The sequence below is a fragment of the Streptomyces glomeratus genome (assembly GCF_021462825.1).
GTDB lineage: Bacteria > Actinomycetota > Actinomycetes > Streptomycetales > Streptomycetaceae > Streptomyces > Streptomyces glomeratus.
In genome coordinates, this window is record NZ_JAKEEB010000005.1 from 19,001 (window position 1) to 38,514 (window position 19,514).

The following is a 19,514-nucleotide window of genomic DNA, read 5'->3' on the forward strand; positions in this document are numbered from 1 at the left end:
CGATGGACCGTGACCCACTCGTAAGTGTTCCGTGAGCAACCGTTCCCCCGCCACGTACGTCAAGTTGAGCAAGACGACGAGAATATGTCCCACCATCAGGATGACCGGCCGTTCTGATGGCGTACAAAGTCCTACCGCCCGGTTGCCCCACCCTTTCGTTACCCCCCTAGACTGAACTTCCAGCACAGGTGGCTACACGCTCGAAAGGCGCCCCCGTGTCCATCGGCAACTCCCCTGACGACAACTCCCCTGAGGACGCACGTCCCTTCGACGACGACCGAGAAGACGCCCGTGAAGACGCCGGGGCGTCGGACCGCCTCTCGATCGGCCGAGCCCTGCAGCAGGCGCGCATCGCGGCCGGGCTGACCGTCGACGAGGTCAGCAATGCCACCCGGGTCCGCATCGCCATCGTGCACGCGATCGAACGGGACGACTTCGCGCCGTGCGGCGGCGACGTCTACGCCCGCGGCCACATTCGCACGCTCGCGCGGGCCGTGCATCTCGACCCCGCCCCGCTGCTCGAACAGTTCGCCGCCGAGCACGGCGGACGGCCCGCCCCGACCCCGGCGGCCCCGCTCTTCGAGGCGGAACGTATCCGCCCCGAGCGCCGCGGGCCCAACTGGACCGCGGCCATGGTCGCGGCGATCGTCGCCGTGATCGGCTTCGTCGGGTTCACCCTGGTCAAGGGAGGCGACGGCGGGCAGAGCGCCAAGACGCCGATCGCCAAGGGACCCCAGGCGAGCACCGGCAAGCCGGTCTCGGCCACACCCAAGAGCAGCAAGCCCGCCGAGCCCAAGCCCGAGCCGTCCGACAGCGCCATCGCGGCCGCGCCCCGCGACAAGGTGACGGTCCAGGTCAGCGCAGCCGACGGCCGCAGCTGGATCTCGGCAAAGGATCACAACGGACGCACCCTCTTCGACGGCCTGCTCAAGAAAGGCGACTCGCAGACCTTCCAGGACAAGGAGAAGATCGACCTGGTCCTCGGTGACGCGGGCGCCATCGAGCTGTACGTCAACGGCAAGAAGATCCAGGACGACTTCCGGCCCGGTCAGGTCGAGCGCCTGACCTATACGAAGGGTGACCCCGTCACCGGGTGACGGACGGCCGCCGGGCCCGGGAGGCGGCCGAGCGGTACGCAAGGGGCACGGACACACGGGGTTGGCCAAGATCGGCCAACCCCGTCGACGTGGGCTGTCAGCGGGACGAAGTAGTCTTGAGCCCATGTCTGAACGCCGTACCGTCGCACTCGTCACCCTTGGCTGCGCCCGTAACGAGGTGGACTCGGAGGAGCTCGCAGGCCGTTTGGAGGCGGACGGCTGGCAGCTCGTGGAGGACGCCCAGGAAGCGGACGTCGCCGTGGTGAACACGTGCGGCTTCGTCGAGGCCGCCAAGAAGGACTCCGTCGACGCCCTCCTGGAGGCCAACGACCTCAAGGGACACGGCAGAACCCAGGCCGTCGTGGCGGTGGGCTGCATGGCCGAGCGGTACGGCAAGGAACTGGCCGAGGCCCTCCCCGAGGCCGACGGCGTGCTCGGGTTCGACGACTACGCGGACATCTCGGACCGCCTCCAGACCATCCTGAACGGCGGCATCCACGCCTCGCACACCCCGCGCGACCGGCGCAAGCTGCTGCCGATCACGCCGGCGGAGCGGCAGGAGTCCGCCGCGGGCGTCGCGCTGCCGGGCCACGGCCCGGCCGACCTCCCGGAGGGCGTCGCCCCGGCCTCGGGCCCCCGTGCGCCGCTGCGCCGCCGTCTGGACGGCTCCCCGGTCGCCTCGGTGAAGCTCGCCTCCGGCTGCGACCGGCGCTGCTCCTTCTGCGCCATCCCGTCCTTCCGCGGCTCCTTCATCTCCCGCCGCCCGAGCGATGTGCTGAACGAGACACGCTGGCTGGCCGAGCAGGGCGTGAAGGAGATCATGCTGGTCTCCGAGAACAACACCTCGTACGGCAAGGACCTCGGTGACATCCGTCTCCTGGAGTCCCTGCTGCCCGAGCTCGCCGAGGTGGACGGCGTCGAGCGGGTCCGCGTCAGCTACCTCCAGCCGGCCGAGATGCGGCCCGGCCTGATCGACGTGCTCACCTCGACCCCCAAGGTCGTGCCCTACTTCGATCTGTCCTTCCAGCACTCCGCGCCCGGCGTGCTGCGCGCGATGCGGCGCTTCGGTGACACCGACCGCTTCCTGGAGCTGCTGGACACCATCAGAAGCAAGGCGCCGGGGGCGGGTGTGCGTTCCAACTTCATCGTGGGCTTCCCCGGCGAGACGGAGTCCGACCTGGCCGAACTGGAGCGCTTCCTGAACGGTGCCAGGCTGGACGCGATCGGTGTCTTCGGCTACTCCGACGAGGAGGGCACGGAGGCCGCGACGTACGACGGCAAGCTCGACGAGGACGTCGTCGCCGAGCGGCTGGCCCACATCTCCCGGCTTGCCGAGGAACTGGTGTCGCAGCGAGCCGAGGAGCGCGTCGGGGAGACGGTCCAGGTGCTCGTGGAGTCGGTGGACGCGGAGGAGGGGGCCTACGGCCGCGCCGGGCACCAGGCGCCCGAGACGGACGGCCAGGTGGTGTTCACGGAGGGCACGGGTCTGGCCGTGGGCCGTATGGTCGAGGCGAAGGTGGTCGGTACGGAGGGTGTCGACCTGGTGGCCGAGCCGCTTGCGGGCTCGCTCGGGTGTCCTGAGGAGGCGGGCAGATGACCGGAATCCCGGCATCCGCGGCGGGCGGCTCCTCCCGCGCGCGGGGCACGGCGTCCGTCCCGGGCGTCCCCGGCACCGCGGCCATGTCCGGCCCCAAGGGCGGCAAGGGACCTTCCGGTGTTCCGGCCGCCCAGGCGGTCCCGGGCCCGGACGCCCCCGGCTCCCCGGACGGTGTACGGCCGCCGCGGGGCGGCAAGCTGACGGCCGCCGCGGTCAACCAGGCCAGCGTCTGGAACGTCGCCAACCTCCTGACGATGCTGCGCCTGGTCCTGGTGCCCGGCTTTGTCGCACTGATGCTGGCGGGCGGCGGATACGACCCGGCGTGGCGCTCGCTCGCCTGGGCGGCCTTCGCCATCGCCATGATCACCGACCTGTTCGACGGTCATCTGGCGCGTACGTACAACCTCGTCACCGACTTCGGGAAGATCGCCGACCCCATCGCCGACAAGGCGATCATGGGAGCGGCCCTGATCTGTCTGTCCTGGCTCGGCGACCTGCCGTGGTGGGTGACGGGGGTGATCCTCGGCCGTGAGCTGGGCATCACCCTGCTGCGCTTCCTGGTCATCCGCTACGGGGTGATACCGGCGAGCCGGGGCGGCAAGCTGAAGACGCTGACGCAGGGCGTCGCCGTCGGGATGTACGTCCTGGCGCTCACGGGGTGGCTGGCGACCCTGAGGTTCTGGGTGATGGCCGTCGCGCTCGTTCTGACCGTCGTCACCGGGCTCGACTATGTGAGACAGGCCATTGTGCTGCGCAGGCGCGGCATCGCCGAGCGCCGCGCCGCGGCCGAGGAGGCGGAACGTTGAATTCCAGGGCCACCGAGGTGCTGCGACTACTGACAGTGAGGGGCGAGACGCTCGCCGTCGCCGAGTCGCTGACCGGTGGTCTGGTGGCGGCGGAGATCACGGCGGTGGCCGGGGCCTCCCAGGTCTTCCGCGGCTCCGTGACGGCCTATGCCACCGATCTGAAGCGGGACGTCCTCGGGGTGGACGGCACCCTGCTGGCCGAGCGAGGAGCGGTGGACCCGCAGGTCGCCGCCCAGATGGCGGCAGGTGTGCGCAAGGCGCTCGGTGCGGACTGGGGTCTCGCGACCACCGGCGTGGCCGGCCCCGACCCGCAGGACGGGCAGCCCGTCGGCACGGTCTTCGTGGCCGTGGACGGGCCGTTCGAAGGAGTTTCCGACGAACTCGGTGGCGGGAAAGTGGCCGCGCTGCGGTTGAACGGCGACCGTGCGGAAATCCGTATGGAGAGTGTACGGAGCGTACTCGCCCTGCTTCTCGAGCAGCTTGCGGGCGAACAGACTGGGAATGAGCGGGCACAGGATACGGAACAGAACGGGGGGACTTGATGTTTGCAGCCCTGAGTGAACACAACAGCGCTCCCCGCACGGCCGCGGCGCAAGGCGGTACGGTGGGGCGTGAAGGATGCGGTTTCGCGGTCCGAGGAGGGAGCCACCGATGATTCTGCTCCGTCGCCTGCTGGGTGACGTGCTGCGTCGGCAGCGCCAGCGCCAGGGCCGTACTCTGCGCGAAGTCTCCTCGTCCGCCCGAGTTTCGCTCGGCTATCTCTCCGAGGTGGAGCGGGGGCAGAAGGAGGCGTCCTCCGAACTGCTCTCCGCGATCTGCGACGCGCTGGACGTACGGATGTCCGAGCTCATGCGGGAAGTGAGCGACGAGCTCGCGCTCGCCGAGCTGGCACAGTCGGCAGCGGCCACCGAGCCGGTGCCCGCACCGGTGCGTCGCCCGATGCTCAATTCCGTGTCCGTCGCCGGTGTCCCACCGGAACGGGTCACGATCAAGGCGCCTACCGAGGCAGTGGACGTGGTCGCCGCCTGAGACCCGCACACAGGCGGGCAAGGCGGCGAAGTGTGCGAGAGCCCCGGCCGGGGCCTCTCCGGGAAGACCTGGAGGGGTGCGGCCGGGGCTCTCGTGCGTCCTGGGCTCTTGGGCTCTCCGGGCTCCTGCGCGCCCTGGGTGGTGACCCGCCACCGGTGACCGCGGGGCGCCGCAGGGGGGCGGCTCGGCGGGCCCGCGGCCCGTTTGCCGGGCCCGGGGGGTCCGGTCATCGTGGAGAGGCGGGGGATCGGGGCCGTACTCACGCTTGCGGAGGATGCCGATGTACGTCGTGAAGAGCCCGCTGTCGGACAAGGACCTCAAGACCGTCTCCGACGCCCTGCAGGGAGCCCTGGTGGACCTGGTGGACCTCTCCCTCGTGGCCAAACAGGTGCACTGGAACGTGATCGGGCCGCGCTTCCGCTCCATCCACCTCCAGCTCGACGAGGTCGTCGACAGCGCGCGGCAGCACTCCGACACCGTGGCGGAACGGGCCTCGGCGCTCGGCGTCCCGCCGGACGGGCGCGCCGCGACCGTCGCCGAGGGCAGCGGCATCGGGGCGGTGCCACAGGGCTGGGTCAAGGACACCGACGCGGTGGGCACGCTCGTCTCCGCGCTCGGTGCGGTGATCGCGCGTATGCGGGAGCGGGTGCAGGCGACCGCCCAGCCGGATCCGGTGAGCCAGGACATCTTCATCGGCATCACCGCGGACCTCGAGAAGCACCACTGGATGTTCCAGGCGGAGAACGGGTGAGGAGAACGGGCGCGCGGGCGTGCCACGAGGGACCACCGGCTCGCCTGGTGGGGCCGGGCACGGGGGAGGGCGTGCGCGGGGTGCGCCGTGTGCGACAGATGCCGGCGGCATGCGCTGGGTCCAGTGCGCCTGTGTGCCGCTGGTGCGCCCTCCCTGGTCGTGACAGGGCGGTCTAGGGTCTGGTTCCTCGGGTTGGAGGTGACGGCCATGGCGGGGCGCACGGCGCGCTGGGGGGCGACGCTGGCGCTGGGGGCGCTGTGGTGGTGGGGGGTACTCCGACTCGTGCTGGCACCCGATGCGGGGGTGCTGGAAGGTGCGGTCGCGACCGGGGGGTGGGGGCTGAGCCTGCTGCCGGTGCACTGTGTGCCGAAGACCCGGGCCGTGGGGGCGGCCGGGTCCGACCGGTGGGCTGGGCCCTGGCGCCGGTTGCGGACCGCGAGGGGGCGCGGGAGGGACGCGCAACCTGGGTGAGGGTGGGTGCAGGGGGGCGTGCGGGGTCGGCTGGAGACGGCGTCCGGGGGCATTCAGGTGGCTCCTGGGGGTGGTTTGTGGCCGGCCCGGCCGCCAGGACCGCAACGGACACCGTGGAGCCGCGTGGCCGCGCCCCGACGGGCGTCAGGGCCTCTCACAGGGCCTCTCACCAGGGCATCGCGACACCGCCGTTCGGGCGCAGAATCTGGCCCGTGGTGAACGAGGCGGCGTCGGAGGCCAGGTGCAGGACCGCATGGGCGATGTCCTGCGGTTCACCGACCCGGCCGAGCGGTGACAGCCGGGCCATCGACGCCTCCGTCCGTTCCCGGGACTCCCCGTGCCGGTCGGTCATCGGTGTACGGGTCCATCCCGGCGCCACCGCGTTGACCCGGATCCCATGCCGTCCGACCTCGGCCGCCAGGGTCTTCGTCAGCTGCACCACGGCCGCCTTCGCCACGCCGTAGCACAGCAGCCCCGGACCGCCGGTGTCGATGGCGCCCGACGCCATGGTGACGATGCTGCCCCGGACGCCGTCCGCGATCATGCGGCGGGCCGCCTCCTGGCAGGCGTAGAGCACGCCCTTGAAGTTGACGGCCAGCACCCGGTCCAGGTCCTCGTCCCGGGTCTCCAGCACGGGACTGCTGTGCATGATCCCGGCGATGGCCGCCATAGCGTCGAGGCGCTCGCAGGAGGCGACCGCCTGCTTCAGCCGCGCCCGGTCCGTCACATCCAGGGGGTGGAGGTGCGCCGTGCCGCCGCGATCCCTGATCAAGGCCGCCGTCTCCTCCAGGCCTTCTGCGTCCCGGTCCGCGCAGTGCACGGTCGCGCCTGCCTCCGCGAACAGCACAGCCGAGGCCCGGCCGATACCGCCGGCGGCGCCGGTGACGAATGCGGTGCGGCCGCTGAGGTCGTACGCCGTGACGGGCATGGACCGACGGTACGAAGGTATCTGACGGGTCGTCAATTAGTCGGGCGGGGGCGGCTGCCACGAAGCTCTGCCGGGTACGGCGGCGGAGCGGGCCCCCACTGGCAGGCCGGGCACCAGTAGGTGGGGCGCTCGCGGGAGCCGTCGCCCTGGTCGGCCACCTTGACCGGGGTGCCGCAGCGCAGGCAGGGACGGGGCGCACGGCCGTACACGAACAGGTTCTGCTCGCGCCGTCCCGTGGTGTTGCGCGCCGGGCGGTCGCGGTTCGCCTCCAGCAGCCGCTGGGCGAGGGCGGGGAGCCCTGCGGCGTGCTCGGCCGGGAGGGCGCCGACGGGCAGCCACGGGGTCACCCGGAGGAGGAAGCACAGCTCGCTCTTGTAGACATTCCCGATCCCCGCCAGGTTGCGCTGGTCCAGCAGGGCCTCGCCGAGGGGCCGGGCGGGGTCGCGCAGCAGGTTCTCCAGTGCCAGACCCGGGTCCCAGTCCGGGCCGAGGAGGTCCGGGCCGAGGTGGCCCACGGCGCGGGGCTCGTCGGCGGTGCGGAGCAGTTCCAGAACGGGCAGCCGGTAGCCGACGGCCGTACGGTCGGCGGTGCCGAGGATCGCCCGGATCTGGTGGGCCGGGCCGCCGCTCCACCGCTGTCCTGCCGTGAATATCCTCCAGGCGCCGTCCATCTTCAGGTGCGAGTGCAGGGTGAGTCCGCCCTCGATCCGGGTCAGCAGGTGTTTGCCGCGCGGGGTGACGTCGAGGACGGCACGGCCGGTCAGGTCGGCCGTGGCGTACCGGGGCACCCGCAGGTCGGAGCGGGTCAGCACCTTCCCCGCGAGCGCCCCGTGCAGACGCTTCGCGGCCAGGTACACGGTGTCGCCTTCGGGCATGGGTCAAGGGTGACACGCCGGGTGCCGTCGCCGGGGCGCCGGAGGCTTACGCGCGGATGCGCAGCCCCCGGGGGGTCGCGATGAAACCCGCTCCTTCCAGGAGGATGCCGAAGGGGGATGTGAGGGCGGATGCGCCGTTGATTCGCTCCACCGTGACCGTGCCCAGAGCGCCCTCCCGCGCCGCCGATCCGAGAGCCTCGGCGGCCGCTCGCAGACGCGCGTCGTCCGTCGGCTTGGCCTCCGGGTCGGAGGGCCAGGCCAGCAGGGTCTTGCCGCCGCGCTCCATGTAGAGGGCCAGTTCGCCGTCTACCAGGACCACCAGCGAACCCGCCTTGCGTCCAGGCTTGTGCCCCGCGCCCGTGGGCGGCTCGGGCCAGGCGAGCGCGGCGCCGTATGCGTTCGCCGGGTCGGCGGCCGCGAGGACCACCGTACGAGCCGGGCCGGTGGAGCGGGTCCGGTTCGGCGGAAGCCCGGGTCCACGCTGGCCGTACGACGGCTGCCCGTACGGCGAGCGGGGGCCGGATTCCACGGCGGGTCCGGAACCAGAGCGCGGGCCTCCGAAACCGGGGGCGGACAGAGGGTCGGGGAGCGGGCCGGAGAGTGAGGGGTCCCTGGCGAACGGGTCGTCGAACCCCGCGGCGGACGGGTCACCGAAGTCGTCGTGGTCTCCGGCGTCGAACGATGGTGCGTAGCCCCCGGTGGGCCCGTTCGTGAAGCCGTTCGCGAAGCCGTGGCCCGTGGCCGATCCCGCGCCGGGCAGCGGTTCGCCCCGCTCGCGTGCGTTCGCCACCGCGCGCAGCCGGTCCACCGCGCCGTCCATCGCGAACTGCGCTGCACCGAGCCCCTCGACGACATAGCCACGCCGGGCCTGCCCGCTCTCCTCGAAGGCGGACAGAACGCGGTAGACGGCCGAGAAGCCGCCCTCCACACCCTCCGCCGCCACCGCGCCCCGGGTCACGACACCGTGCCGGTCCAGCAGGGTCCGGGCCAGGGCGTGGGCGCGGACGGTGGGGTCCGCCTCGCGGACGGGCAGCAGCGACCAGCGGCCCGCGACGGTCGGCGGGCCCGTACGGGACTGGGGGCGGGCGGCGGCCGTGAGCGAGCCGTACCGGCCGCGCGGGACGGCGCGCTTGGCACGGTGTGCGGTGGAACCCGCCGTGCGGCCGGAGCCGAGCAGCGACCGCATCGGCGCCAGTGTGTCGTTGGTCAGCCGGCCCGACCAGGCCAGGTCCCAGAGCACGTCGGCGAGTTGAGGGTCGGTGACATCCGGGTGGGTCGTGGCCCGGACCTGGTCGCCGATCTGCCGGAAGAACAGGCCATAGCCCCCCGAGAGGGCGGCCAGGACCGACTCGTGGAGCGCGGTCAGCTCCAGCGGATGCGGGTCGGGCAGCAGCACGGGGGCCGCGTCCGCGAGGTAGAGGGAGATCCAGCCGTCCTTGCCGGGCAGCGCGCCCGCGCCCGCCCACACCACCTCGCCGGCGGCCGTGAGCTCGTCCAGCATCGCGGGCGTGTAGTGCGCGACACGGGACGGCAGGACGAGTTTCTCCAGGGCGGACGCGGGCACGGACGCGCCCTGGAGCTGTTCGATCGCGCGCACCAGACCGTCCACGCCCCGCAGACCGTGCCCGCTGCCGACGTGCTGCCACTGCGGCAGGAACTGCGCCAGCGCGGCCTCGGGCACCGGCTCCAGCTCATGCCGCAGCGCCGCCAGCGAACGTCGCCGCAGCCTGCGCAGCACGGCCGCGTCGCACCACTCCTGGCCGATTCCCGCCGGATGGAACTCGCCCTGGACGATCCGGCCGGACGCGGCGAGCCGTTGCAGCGCGCCCTCGGTGACGGCCACCCCGAGGCCGAAGCGCGCCGCCGCGGTCGCCGAAGTGAAGGGACCGTGTGTGCGCGCGTACCGGGCGAGAAGGTCTCCGAGCGGGTCCTTGACCGGCTCGGTGAAGGCCTCCGGGACACCCACCGGCAGCGCCGTGCCCAGCGCGTCCCGCAACCGGCCCGCGTCCTCGACCGCCGCCCAGTGATCGGCGCCCGCGATACGGACCTTGATCGCGCGGCGGGCGGCGGCCAGCTCGGGGGCCCAGTGCGGCTCGGCCCCCCGCTCCACCAGCTCCGCGTCGGTGAGCGGACCCAGCAGCCGCAGCAGGTCCGCCACCCCCTCGACGTCCTTGACCCGCCGGTCCTCCGTGAGCCACTGCAGCTCCCGCTCCAGCTCGACCAGGACCTCGGCGTCGAGCAGTTCCCGCAGCTCCGCCTGGCCCAGCAGCTCCGCCAGCAGCCGGGAGTCCAGCGACAGGGCGGCGGCGCGCCGTTCGGCGAGCGGGGAGTCCCCCTCGTAGAGGAACTGGGCGACATACCCGAACAGCAGTGAGCGGGCGAACGGGGACGGTTCCGGGGTGGTGACCTCGACCAGCCGTACCCTGCGGGACTCGATGTCCCCCATCAGCTCGACGAGACCGGGAACGTCGAAGACGTCCTGCAGGCACTCGCGGACCGCCTCCAGGACGATCGGGAACGAGCCGAACTCGCTCGCGACCTGGAGCAGCTGGGCCGCCCGCTGACGCTGCTGCCACAGCGGGGTGCGCCGGCCGGGGTTACGGCGCGGCAGCAGCAGCGCACGGGCCGCGCACTCGCGGAACCGGGACGCGAACAGCGCCGACCCGCCGACCTGGTCGGTCACGATCTGGTCGACCTCGCCCTTGTCGAAGGCGACGTCCGCCGCGCCGACGGGTGCCTGCTCGGCGTCGTACTCCGCGCCCGCCTTCGACGGCTCCTGGTCGAGCAGCTCCAGGCCCATCAGATCGGCGTCGGGCAGGCGCAGCACGATGCCGTCGTCGGCGTGCATCACCTGGGCGTCCATGCCGTACCGCTCGGCCAGCCGGGCGCCCAGCGCGAGCGCCCACGGGGCGTGGACCTGCGCACCGAACGGCGAGTGCACCACGACCCGCCAGTCGCCCAGCTCGTCACGGAAGCGCTCCACGACGATCGTGCGGTCGTCCGGGACGTGGCCGCAGGACTCGCGCTGTTCGGCCAGGTAGGACAGCACATTGTCCGCCGCCCAGGCGTCGAGTCCCGCGGCCAGCAGCCTCAGCCGCGCGTCCTGAGTGGACAGCGAGCCGACCTCGCGCAGGAACGCGCCGACCGCGCGTCCCAGTTCGAGCGGGCGGCCCAGCTGGTCGCCCTTCCAGAAGGGCAGCCGGCCGGGGACACCGGGCGCAGGGGACACCAGCACCCGGTCGCGTGTGATGTCCTCGATCCGCCAGGAGCTGGTGCCCAGCGTGAACACGTCCCCGATACGGGACTCGTACACCATCTCCTCGTCCAGCTCACCGACCCGGCCGCCGCCCTTCTTCGGGTCGGACCCGGCGAGGAAAACCCCGAAGAGCCCGCGGTCGGGGATCGTGCCCCCGGAGGTGACCGCGAGTCGCTGGGCGCCCGGGCGGCCGGTGATGGTGCCCGCCACCCGGTCCCACACCACGCGCGGGCGCAGCTCCGCGAAGGCGTCGGAGGGATAACGGCCCGCGAGCATGTCCAGCACCGCGGTGAACGCCGACTCGGGGAGCGCGGCGAAGGGGGCCGCCCGGCGGACCGTGGCGAGGAGGTCGTCGAACTGCCAGGTGTCGAGCGCCGTCATGGCGACGAGCTGTTGAGCCAGCACGTCCAGCGGGTTGGCCGGAACCCGCAGCGATTCGATGGAGCCGGAACGCATCCGTTCGGTGACCACGGCCGCCTGGACCAGGTCGCCCCGGTACTTGGGGAAGACCACACCCGTGGAGACCGCTCCGACCTGGTGCCCCGCGCGGCCCACGCGCTGCAGTCCGGAGGCCACGGACGGCGGCGACTCGACCTGGACGACGAGGTCCACCGCACCCATGTCGATGCCCAGCTCGAGGCTGGAGGTGGCGACCACGGCCGGCAGCCGGCCCGCCTTCAGGTCCTCCTCGACCAGAGCGCGCTGCTCCTTGGAGACCGAGCCGTGGTGGGCGCGCGCGAGCACCGGCGGAGCCCCCTGCGCCGCGCCCGAGCCGCCCATCAGCTGGGCGGGGGAGTGGTGCTCCTCCAGTGACTCGCCGGTGGCCCTCTCGTAGGCGATCTCGTTCAGCCGGTTGCACAGCCGCTCCGCGAGACGGCGCGAGTTCGCGAACACGATCGTGGAGCGGTGGGCCTGGACCAGATCGGCGATCCGCTCCTCGACGTGCGGCCAGATGGACGGGCGCTCGGCGCCCTCGGACCCGTCGCTGACCGGGGAGCCGCCCAGCCCGCCGAGGTCCTCGACGGGGACCACGACGGACAGGTCGAACTCCTTGCCGGACGCGGGCTGGACGATCTCGACCTTGCGCCGCGGGGAGAGGAAGCGCGCCACCTCGTCCACCGGGCGGACGGTGGCCGACAGGCCGATGCGGCGCGCGGGCTTCGGCAGCAGCTCGTCGAGGCGCTCCAGGGTCAGCGCGAGATGCGCGCCCCGCTTGGTGCCCGCCACCGCGTGCACCTCGTCCAGGATGACCGTCTCCACGCCCGTCAGCGCATCGCGCGTGGCGGACGTCAGCATCAGGAACAGCGACTCCGGTGTGGTGATCAGGATGTCCGGCGGACGGGTGGCAAGGGCGCGGCGCTCCGCGGCCGGGGTGTCGCCGGAGCGGATGCCGACCCTGACCTCCGGCTCGGGCAGGCCGAGCCGGACCGACTCCTGGCGGATGCCCGTCAGCGGACTGCGCAGGTTCCGCTCGACGTCGACCGCGAGGGCCTTCAGCGGGGACACGTACAGCACCCGGCAGCGCTTCTTCGGGTCGGCGGGCGGCGGGGCCGACGCCAGCTGGTCGAGCGCGGCGAGGAACGCGGCCAGTGTCTTGCCGGAGCCGGTCGGGGCGACCACGAGCACGTCCGAACCCTCGCCGATGGCACGCCATGCCCCGGCCTGGGCCGCGGTGGGCGCGGAGAACGCCCCCGTGAACCAGCCGCGGGTCGCGGGCGAGAAGCCGTCCAGGGCTCCGTGTGCGGGACTGACCATGTCCTCAATCCTGCACCCGCCCACTGACAACGACTCCGACCTGGGCAAACGCTCTTGTCCCGGATGGTGGGCCGGGCCGGCCGGGTCGCCCGGGCGGTGCCGCAGAATGGGGCCATGGCAGGTTCCATGGCAGGTTCCGGGGAGCGGGCGCGGCACTGGCAGTACGAGGAACTGCCGGGAGTGGACCTGTTGCGGGCCCGCTACATCCACAAGACCTTCGTGCGGCACACCCACGAGAACTTCGTGATCGCGGCCATCGCCGACGGCGTGGAGATCTTCCACCACGGCGGCTCGAACCAGTACGCGGGCCCGGGAGCACTGGCGCTGATCAACCCGGACACCGCGCACACGGGCCGGGCCGGCGTGCCGGAGGGCTGGCGGTACGGGGCGGTCTACCCCTCGCCGCAGCTGGTGGCCGAGATCGCCGCCGAGACCACGGCCATCCGCGGCACCCCCGGCTTCGCCGTCCCGGTGCTCGAGGATCCGTACACCGTCGGCCTGGTCCACGAGGTGCTCCGGGCCGCGGACGAGGGCAACGCGCTCGCCGCCGACACCCTGCTGCGGGTCGCCGTGACCCGGCTGCTGCGGCGGGGAGGCGGGCCGACGCCGCAACGGGCCGTGCGCACCGCGGGAGCCCGTGCCGCCGCACGCGCGCGTGCCGTGCTCGAGGAGCGGATGGCACAGCCCCCGACCCTGGAACGGCTCGCCGCAGACCTGGGCATCAGCCCCTTCTCGCTGCTGCGCGCCTTCCGCGACACCTACGGCATGCCACCGCACGCCTGGCTGACCGACGCCCGTGTGCGCCGGGCCCGGCGGCTGCTGGACGCCGGGACCACACCCGCTCAGGCGGCGGTCGAGGTCGGCTTCACCGACCAGCCGCACCTCAACCGCCACTTCGCACGGATCGTGGGCGTGCCTCCCGGGGCCTACCAGAGGGAGCGCGGCGGGGGCGGGGCCCGGGCCTCCAGGCGCAAGAACGTACAAGACCCGGGGGCGTGACTGCTTCTACCGTGCGGCGCGTGACAGAACAGACCGCCCTTCCGGGCATGTACCGGTCAGGCAGTGGAAAGCCGGACGCCGCCGTCGTCCGGGACGCCCTCGGGGTCGGGGTCGCCGTCGGCCTGTCCGGCTTCGCCTTCGGGGTGACCTCGGCCGGCAGTGGGCTCAATCTGCTCCAGACCTGCGCGCTCAGCCTCCTGGTGTTCACCGGCGCCTCGCAGTTCGCGCTCGTCGGCGCTCTCGCGGCGGGAGGCAATCCGTTCACGGCGGCCGCGGGTGCCTTCTTCCTGGGGGTGCGGAACGCGTTCTACGGGCTGCGGCTGTCGCAGTTGCTGGCCCTCCCGCGCGCGGTGCGGCCGTTCGCCGCCCAATGGGTCATCGACGAGACCACCGCCGTGGCGCTCGCCCAGCCGACCCGGCGGAGTGTCCGCATCGGCTTCACCGTGACCGGGCTCTCCCTGTACGTGCTGTGGAACCTGACCACGCTGCTGGGGGCCGTCGGCGCGCAGGCCATCGGCGACACCAGGGCATGGGGTCTGGACGCCGCCGGGCCCGCGGTCTTCCTGGCGCTGCTCGCGCCGATGCTGCGGACCGCCACGGAACGTGCCGTGGCGGGCGCGGCCGTCGTCCTGGGACTCGGGTTGCTGCCGGTGCTGCCCGCCGGTGTCCCGGTCCTGGCTGCGGCGCTGGCGGCCCCGGTCGTCCTCTTCCTGGAGGGCCGCCGGCCGGCGGCGGCCGCTCGGGGCGTGCAGGTCGACGCCCCGCGCAGGGCCGACGGGGAACAGGGGGGAGACCGTTGAACGTCTGGATCGCGATCGGCGCCACCGCCCTCGGCTGCTACGCCGTCAAGCTCCTCGGTCTGCTCGTTCCGGCCGGGGTGCTGGAGAGGCCGCTCGTCCAGCGGCTCGCGGCCCTGCTGCCCGTCGCCCTGCTGGCCGCCCTCACGGCCCAGCAGACCTTCGCCGAGGGCCGTGCCCTGGTGCCGGACGCCAGGGCGGCGGGGCTCGCCGCGGCCGCCGTCGCCCTGCTCCTGCGGGCCCCCTTCCTGGTCGTCGTCGCGGCCGCGGTCGTGGTGACGGCGGGGCTGCGCGCGCTGACGGGCTGAACGACCGGCGTCAGCCTATGGCCCGTCCGTACGCCCGGAGCGTGCGCAGCGCCTCGATGGTCACCATGGGGCGGCACTCCAGAGCCGTGCCCGGCGCCCACTGGCGCCACCGGACGGGCCAGCCGCCGTCCTCCTGCTGTTCGCCCGCGAGGTGGTCCAGGGCACGGGCCATCTCCTCGTCGGTGAACCACGCGCGCGCGAGGGAGTTTGGCGTACGCGCGAAGTCGTACGGGAAGTGGTGTTCGCCCGGCGCGTACCCGGGCGCGACCGGGTACGCCTCCGGGCGGCCGGGGGCCAGGCACGCGAGCCGTTGTTCCCGCACCAGGCGGCCCAGCCGGTCGGCGACCGCCTCCGCGCGCGGCCGGTCGGGCGCGGAGTCCAGGAACGCCACCGCCGCCTCCACCTCGTAGGGATGCGTGGTCCGCAGGGACTCGGTGGCGTGCCAGCAGAAGTCGGTGGCCCGGAACAGCCATGCGTGCCACACCTCGTTGCGGTGCAGCAGGCCCACGACCGGCCCGGTGGCGAGGAGGTCGCCCGGCGGATCGTCGACGACCGGCACGAAGGGGGCCGCCGGGTAGCCGCGCTGGCTCGGATGGATCGCCGGAAGAGCACCGTCCGGTGTCGACACGGCGGTCAGATAGCGGCACACACGTTCCACCCGCTGCCCGCCGCAGCGCCCGATCGAGTCCAGGACGCGCAGCGCGTGTGCGGTGTGCAGGGGCTGGCTGACCGGGCCGCGCAGGTCGGGTTCGAGGGCATGACCGTATCCTTCGTCCTCGTTGCGGTAGGCGGCCAGCGCGGTCTCCACCGGGTCGGCGCCGCCGCCCAGGAAGTGGTATGCGAAGCGGCGCTGCTCCAGCACGCGCGCGGTGAGCCAGACGAATCGCTCGGCGCGGGAGAGCGGGGTGTGCGCCGGGGGCGCAGCGGGGAGAGGGGATGCTCCGGATTCGGCCATGGGTCAGACCGTAGGACGGAAAGCGGTCTCGGCGAGCGGTACCGGGCAGGGCCCACGCTCAGGGGCGTGATACTGGAGTCATGCGGTTGACGGTCTTCTGGCAGAGGATGGCGGATCACTTCGGTGCGGCGTACGCCGACACCTTCGCGCGCGACCATGTGATGGCGGAGCTGGGCGGTCGCACGGTGCACCAGGCACTGGACGCCGGCTGGGAGGCCAAGGACGTGTGGCGTGTGGTGTGCGGAGCCATGGACGTCCCGCACGAGAAGCGCTGAGGGCACCCGGGAAGCGCTCGGCGCCCGGAGATCCGCAGGCGGTACCCGATTGCCGGTCGCGTCGGGGAGACTTGCCCCGTGGCCCCGACAGACGAGACCGCACAGGTCGCCCAGCAGGAATCCCCGCTCGGCACGCCCCCGCCCGACCGGCCCCCGGCGGGTGACGGCGCCGTGCCGGGCGCCCGTATGCCGCGCTGGCTGCCGCGCGCCATGGTGCTGGCGCTCGCCCTCATCGCGGTGTTCCAGCTGGGCAGCTGGGCGTTCCACCAGCTCACCGGTCTGCTGATCAACATCCTCATCGCGTTCTTCCTGGCGCTGGCCATCGAGCCCGCGGTGAGCTGGATGGCCTCCCACGGCATGCGCCGGGGACTGGCCACCTTCCTGGTCTTCCTCGGTCTGGCGATCGCCGTGGCCGGATTCGTCACGCTGCTCGGCTCGATGCTCGCGGGCCAGATCATCAAGATGGTCGACGGCTTCCCGGCCTACCTCGACTCCGTCATCCACTGGATCAACACGACATTCCACACCCAGCTCAGACGCGTGGACGTCCAGGACAGCCTGGTCCACTCCGACTGGCTCAGGAAGTACGTCCAGAACAGCGCCACCGGTGTGCTGGACGTCTCCGCGCAGGTGCTGGGCGGCCTCTTCCGGCTGCTGACGGTCGGGTTGTTCTCCTTCTACTTCGCCGCCGACGGGCCCAGACTGCGGCGTGCGCTGTGCTCGGTGCTGCCGCCCGCCCGCCAGGCCGAGGTGCTGCGGGCCTGGGAGATCGCGGTCGACAAGACGGGCGGCTACCTCTACTCGCGCGGGCTGATGGCCCTCATCTCGGGCATAGCGCACTACGTCCTGCTGGAGGCGCTGGGCATCCCGTACGCGCCCGTGCTCGCCGTCTGGGTCGGTCTGGTCTCTCAGTTCATCCCCACCATCGGCACCTATCTCGCGGGCGCCCTCCCGATGCTGATCGCCTTCACCGTGAACCCCTGGTACGCGGTGTGGGTGCTGGTCTTCGTCGTGGTCTACCAGCAGTTCGAGAACTACATGCTGCAGCCCAAGCTGACCGCGCGGTCCGTGGACATCCACCCCGCGGTCGCCTTCGGGTCGGTCATCGCGGGCACCGCCCTGCTCGGCGCGGTCGGCGCGCTGATCGCCATCCCCGCGGTCGCGACGCTCCAGGCGTTCCTGGGGGCGTACGTGAAGCGGTACGCCGTCACGGACGACCCGCGTGTCCACGGACACCGGACCCGCGGCTCCGGGAACCTCACGGTGCGCCTGCGGCGGCTCTTCGCCCGCTGAGCGCCACCGCCCGGGCTCACCAGGTGAGCGCCGCCCAGACCCCCGCGCCGAGCACGGCGGCCGTGTAACCGCCGGCCGCCGCGCGCACGATGCGCCGCCTCGCGGCGGCGCTCCAGGCGGTGCGGGACAGCAGCCAGGCCAGGGCGGGCAGCACCAGCACGGCGTGCAGGGCGACCGCGTGCAGGGGCTTGAGCGGCGCCGTCGAGTGGTATGCCGCCTCCTGGTGCCCGGTGCGGGACAGCACGACCCCGCGTGCGATCATCACCGCTCCCGACAGCAGGGCCACGATCAGGATCGCGAAACCGGAGCGCAGTGCGAGCGGCATGCCCGGAGGGCCGTCGGGCCGGTGCCGGAACGCGGCGGCGGCGAATACCGAGAGCACGACGACCAGGACGCCGCCGCCCACCGCGAGCGTCATCGCGACCCCGCTGTCGAAGGGCGTGGCGGTGTTGAGGTGCGAGGGGACGTGGCGCCACGCCTGGAGGGTGATTCCGGCGACCTCCACGACGCAGTCGGCGGCGAAGACGACGAGCAGCACCGTGCGCGGCCGGGCACCGATGCGCAGGTACGACGTCACCCAGGTGACCGAGATCAGCGTCAGCCCGAACGAGAGCCCGAACGTGACGGGCTTGCGCCAGGAGACGGGACCGTCCCAGGGGCCGCCGTCGACGGCGAACACCAGCAGATGGGCCAGCCCCCACAGGACGAGGGCGGTGCCGGTCGCGAGACAGAGGCGTTCGCCGGGGCGGGCGGCGCGCCACACGGTGCTCGCCCGGCCGGCGGGGACGAGGGCGGCGGCGGTGCCGGCCGGGCGGGCCGGGGCGGTGGCGGCGGGGGTGCGGATTCCGTGTCGGTCCATGGGGACAGCGTCGGGGGGAGGGGCCGCCGGGTCGTCGTACCGACGGAGACTCCTGCCCTACGCCCCGGGAAGCAGCGTCCCGCCGCGGCCGGGCACCGGCGTTGTCGGTCCGCGAACGTAGGCTCGGAGATGCCACGCGGTGCGCTTGACACGAAAATCGAACATCCATTCTTATGGAGCCTCCGGCTCGGCTCTCCGCGGGGCTTCGACGCGGTTTTCCTGGAGAAGTGCCCGAGTTATCCACAGGCCGGACGAGCGTCGGGGCGCATTGTCAGTGGCAGGCGTTAGCGTCTTTGACGTGAAGCGATCGACTCAAGCAAACCGGGTGGAACCCATGGCAGGTACCGACCGCGAGAAGGCCCTGGACGCCGCGCTCGCACAGATTGAACGGCAATTCGGCAAGGGCGCGGTCATGCGCATGGGCGAGCGGTCCAAGGAGCCCATCGAGGTCATCCCGACCGGGTCGACCGCGCTCGACGTGGCCCTCGGCGTGGGCGGCCTCCCCCGCGGCCGAGTGGTGGAGATCTACGGACCGGAGTCCTCCGGTAAGACGACCCTGACCCTGCACGCGGTGGCGAACGCCCAGAAGGCCGGCGGCCAGGTCGCCTTCGTGGACGCCGAGCACGCCCTCGACCCCGAGTACGCGCGCAAGCTGGGCGTCGACATCGACAACCTGATCCTCTCCCAGCCGGACAACGGCGAACAGGCGCTGGAGATCGTGGACATGCTGGTCCGCTCCGGCGCTCTCGACCTCATCGTCATCGACTCCGTCGCCGCGCTCGTCCCGCGCGCGGAGATCGAGGGCGAGATGGGCGACAGCCATGTGGGTCTGCAGGCCCGTCTGATGAGCCAGGCCCTGCGGAAGATCACCAGCGCACTCAACCAGTCGAAGACCACCGCGATCTTCATCAACCAGCTCCGCGAGAAGATCGGCGTGATGTTCGGCTCCCCGGAGACCACGACCGGTGGCCGGGCGCTGAAGTTCTACGCCTCGGTGCGTATCGACATCCGCCGCATCGAGACCCTGAAGGACGGCACGGAGGCGGTCGGCAACCGCACCCGCTGCAAGGTCGTCAAGAACAAGGTGGCTCCGCCCTTCAAGCAGGCCGAGTTCGACATCCTCTACGGACAGGGCATCAGCCGGGAGGGCGGCCTGATCGACATGGGCGTCGAGCACGGCTTCGTCCGCAAGGCCGGCGCCTGGTACACGTACGAGGGCGACCAGCTCGGCCAGGGCAAGGAGAACGCGCGCAACTTCCTGAGGGACAACCCCGACCTGGCCAACGAGATCGAGAAGAAGATCAAGGAGAAGCTGGGCGTCGGCGTGCGTCCCGAGGAGCCCGCCACCGGGCCCGGGGCGGACGCGGCGAGTGGCACGCCCGCGGCCGAGGAGACCGCCAAGGCGGCGTCCACGCCGGCGGCCAAGGCGACCAAGACCAAGGCACCGGCGGCCAAGAGCTAGC

General features: G+C 72.6%; 17 protein-coding genes. 12 read left to right on the forward strand and 5 right to left on the reverse strand.

Going from position 1 to position 19,514, the window contains the following annotated elements:
- The first annotated feature begins 215 nt into the window (after window positions 1-215).
- The 6 genes from LZ604_RS07580 (at window position 216) to LZ604_RS07605 (ending at window position 5,280) form a co-directional block, all read left to right on the forward strand.
- Window positions 216-1,097: a helix-turn-helix domain-containing protein gene (locus LZ604_RS07580; protein ID WP_234513548.1), complete on the forward strand. Its 882-nt coding sequence runs from the start codon at window positions 216-218 to the stop codon at window positions 1,095-1,097.
- A gap of 124 nt (window positions 1,098-1,221) precedes the next feature.
- Window positions 1,222-2,694, forward strand: a complete 1,473-nt coding sequence (gene rimO / locus LZ604_RS07585) for a 30S ribosomal protein S12 methylthiotransferase RimO (protein WP_234513549.1) — start codon at window positions 1,222-1,224, stop codon at window positions 2,692-2,694.
- Window positions 2,691-3,500, forward strand: a complete 810-nt coding sequence (pgsA, locus tag LZ604_RS07590) for a CDP-diacylglycerol--glycerol-3-phosphate 3-phosphatidyltransferase (protein ID WP_234513550.1) — start codon at window positions 2,691-2,693, stop codon at window positions 3,498-3,500. The genes rimO and pgsA overlap by 4 nt, the downstream gene beginning before the upstream one ends.
- Window positions 3,497-4,042 carry a CinA family protein gene (locus tag LZ604_RS07595; RefSeq protein ID WP_234513552.1) on the forward strand — a complete coding sequence of 182 codons (546 nt, stop codon included), beginning with the start codon at window positions 3,497-3,499 and terminating at the stop codon, window positions 4,040-4,042. The genes pgsA and LZ604_RS07595 overlap by 4 nt, the downstream gene beginning before the upstream one ends.
- Before the next feature lie 109 nt (window positions 4,043-4,151).
- On the forward strand, window positions 4,152-4,529 hold the full coding sequence (locus LZ604_RS07600; protein ID WP_055511872.1) for a helix-turn-helix domain-containing protein: 378 nt from the start codon (window positions 4,152-4,154) through the stop codon (window positions 4,527-4,529).
- A gap of 280 nt (window positions 4,530-4,809) precedes the next feature.
- Window positions 4,810-5,280, forward strand: coding sequence for a Dps family protein (locus LZ604_RS07605; protein WP_234513972.1), 471 nt, complete (start codon window positions 4,810-4,812; stop codon window positions 5,278-5,280).
- A 637-nt stretch (window positions 5,281-5,917) separates the two neighbouring features.
- Here LZ604_RS07605 and LZ604_RS07615 read toward each other — a convergent pair.
- The 3 genes from LZ604_RS07615 to LZ604_RS07625 are packed head-to-tail and all read right to left on the reverse strand — an operon-like array spanning window position 5,918 to window position 12,565.
- Window positions 5,918-6,679 carry an SDR family NAD(P)-dependent oxidoreductase gene (locus LZ604_RS07615; protein ID WP_234513555.1) on the reverse strand — a complete coding sequence of 254 codons (762 nt, stop codon included), beginning with the start codon at window positions 6,677-6,679 and terminating at the stop codon, window positions 5,918-5,920.
- 32 nt (window positions 6,680-6,711) lie between these two features.
- On the reverse strand, window positions 6,712-7,554 hold the full coding sequence (locus tag LZ604_RS07620) for an Fpg/Nei family DNA glycosylase (protein WP_234513556.1): 843 nt from the start codon (window positions 7,552-7,554) through the stop codon (window positions 6,712-6,714).
- A gap of 46 nt (window positions 7,555-7,600) precedes the next feature.
- Window positions 7,601-12,565 carry an ATP-dependent helicase gene (locus LZ604_RS07625; RefSeq protein WP_234513557.1) on the reverse strand — a complete coding sequence of 1,655 codons (4,965 nt, stop codon included), beginning with the start codon at window positions 12,563-12,565 and terminating at the stop codon, window positions 7,601-7,603.
- A gap of 126 nt (window positions 12,566-12,691) precedes the next feature.
- On the opposite strand from LZ604_RS07625, the gene LZ604_RS07630 reads away from it, so the two are divergent.
- From LZ604_RS07630 to LZ604_RS07640, 3 genes are read left to right on the forward strand one after another with little or no spacing between them, the layout of a single operon-like run.
- On the forward strand, window positions 12,692-13,564 hold the full coding sequence (locus LZ604_RS07630) for an AraC family transcriptional regulator (protein WP_308283573.1): 873 nt from the start codon (window positions 12,692-12,694) through the stop codon (window positions 13,562-13,564).
- Window positions 13,565-13,584: 20 nt separating this feature from the next.
- A complete protein-coding gene (locus LZ604_RS07635) occupies window positions 13,585-14,364 on the forward strand; it encodes an AzlC family ABC transporter permease (protein ID WP_372482104.1) in 780 nt (259 codons plus the stop codon).
- Window positions 14,361-14,669, forward strand: a complete 309-nt coding sequence (locus tag LZ604_RS07640; protein WP_234513559.1) for an AzlD domain-containing protein — start codon at window positions 14,361-14,363, stop codon at window positions 14,667-14,669. Before LZ604_RS07635 ends, LZ604_RS07640 begins: the two co-directional genes overlap by 4 nt.
- A 10-nt stretch (window positions 14,670-14,679) precedes the next feature.
- Here LZ604_RS07640 and LZ604_RS07645 read toward each other — a convergent pair whose 3' ends face one another.
- Entirely contained in the window at window positions 14,680-15,624 is a 945-nt protein-coding gene (locus LZ604_RS07645; protein ID WP_234513560.1) for a hypothetical protein, read from the reverse strand.
- Between the two features lie 80 nt (window positions 15,625-15,704).
- On the opposite strand from LZ604_RS07645, the gene LZ604_RS07650 reads away from it, so the two are divergent.
- Window positions 15,705-15,899, forward strand: coding sequence for a DUF3046 domain-containing protein (locus LZ604_RS07650; RefSeq protein ID WP_234513561.1), 195 nt, complete (start codon window positions 15,705-15,707; stop codon window positions 15,897-15,899).
- Between the two features lie 78 nt (window positions 15,900-15,977).
- Window positions 15,978-17,192 (forward strand): AI-2E family transporter, encoded by a 1,215-nt coding sequence (locus LZ604_RS07655; protein WP_234513562.1) that lies wholly within the window; start codon window positions 15,978-15,980, stop codon window positions 17,190-17,192.
- Between the two features lie 16 nt (window positions 17,193-17,208).
- Here LZ604_RS07655 and LZ604_RS07660 read toward each other — a convergent pair whose 3' ends face one another.
- Window positions 17,209-18,051 carry a hypothetical protein gene (locus tag LZ604_RS07660; RefSeq protein ID WP_234513564.1) on the reverse strand — a complete coding sequence of 281 codons (843 nt, stop codon included), beginning with the start codon at window positions 18,049-18,051 and terminating at the stop codon, window positions 17,209-17,211.
- Between the two features lie 334 nt (window positions 18,052-18,385).
- Here LZ604_RS07660 and recA point away from each other — a divergent pair, with 334 nt between their 5' ends.
- Window positions 18,386-19,513, forward strand: a complete 1,128-nt coding sequence (gene recA, locus LZ604_RS07665; RefSeq protein WP_234513566.1) for a recombinase RecA — start codon at window positions 18,386-18,388, stop codon at window positions 19,511-19,513.
- Window position 19,514: the final 1 nt, after the last annotated feature.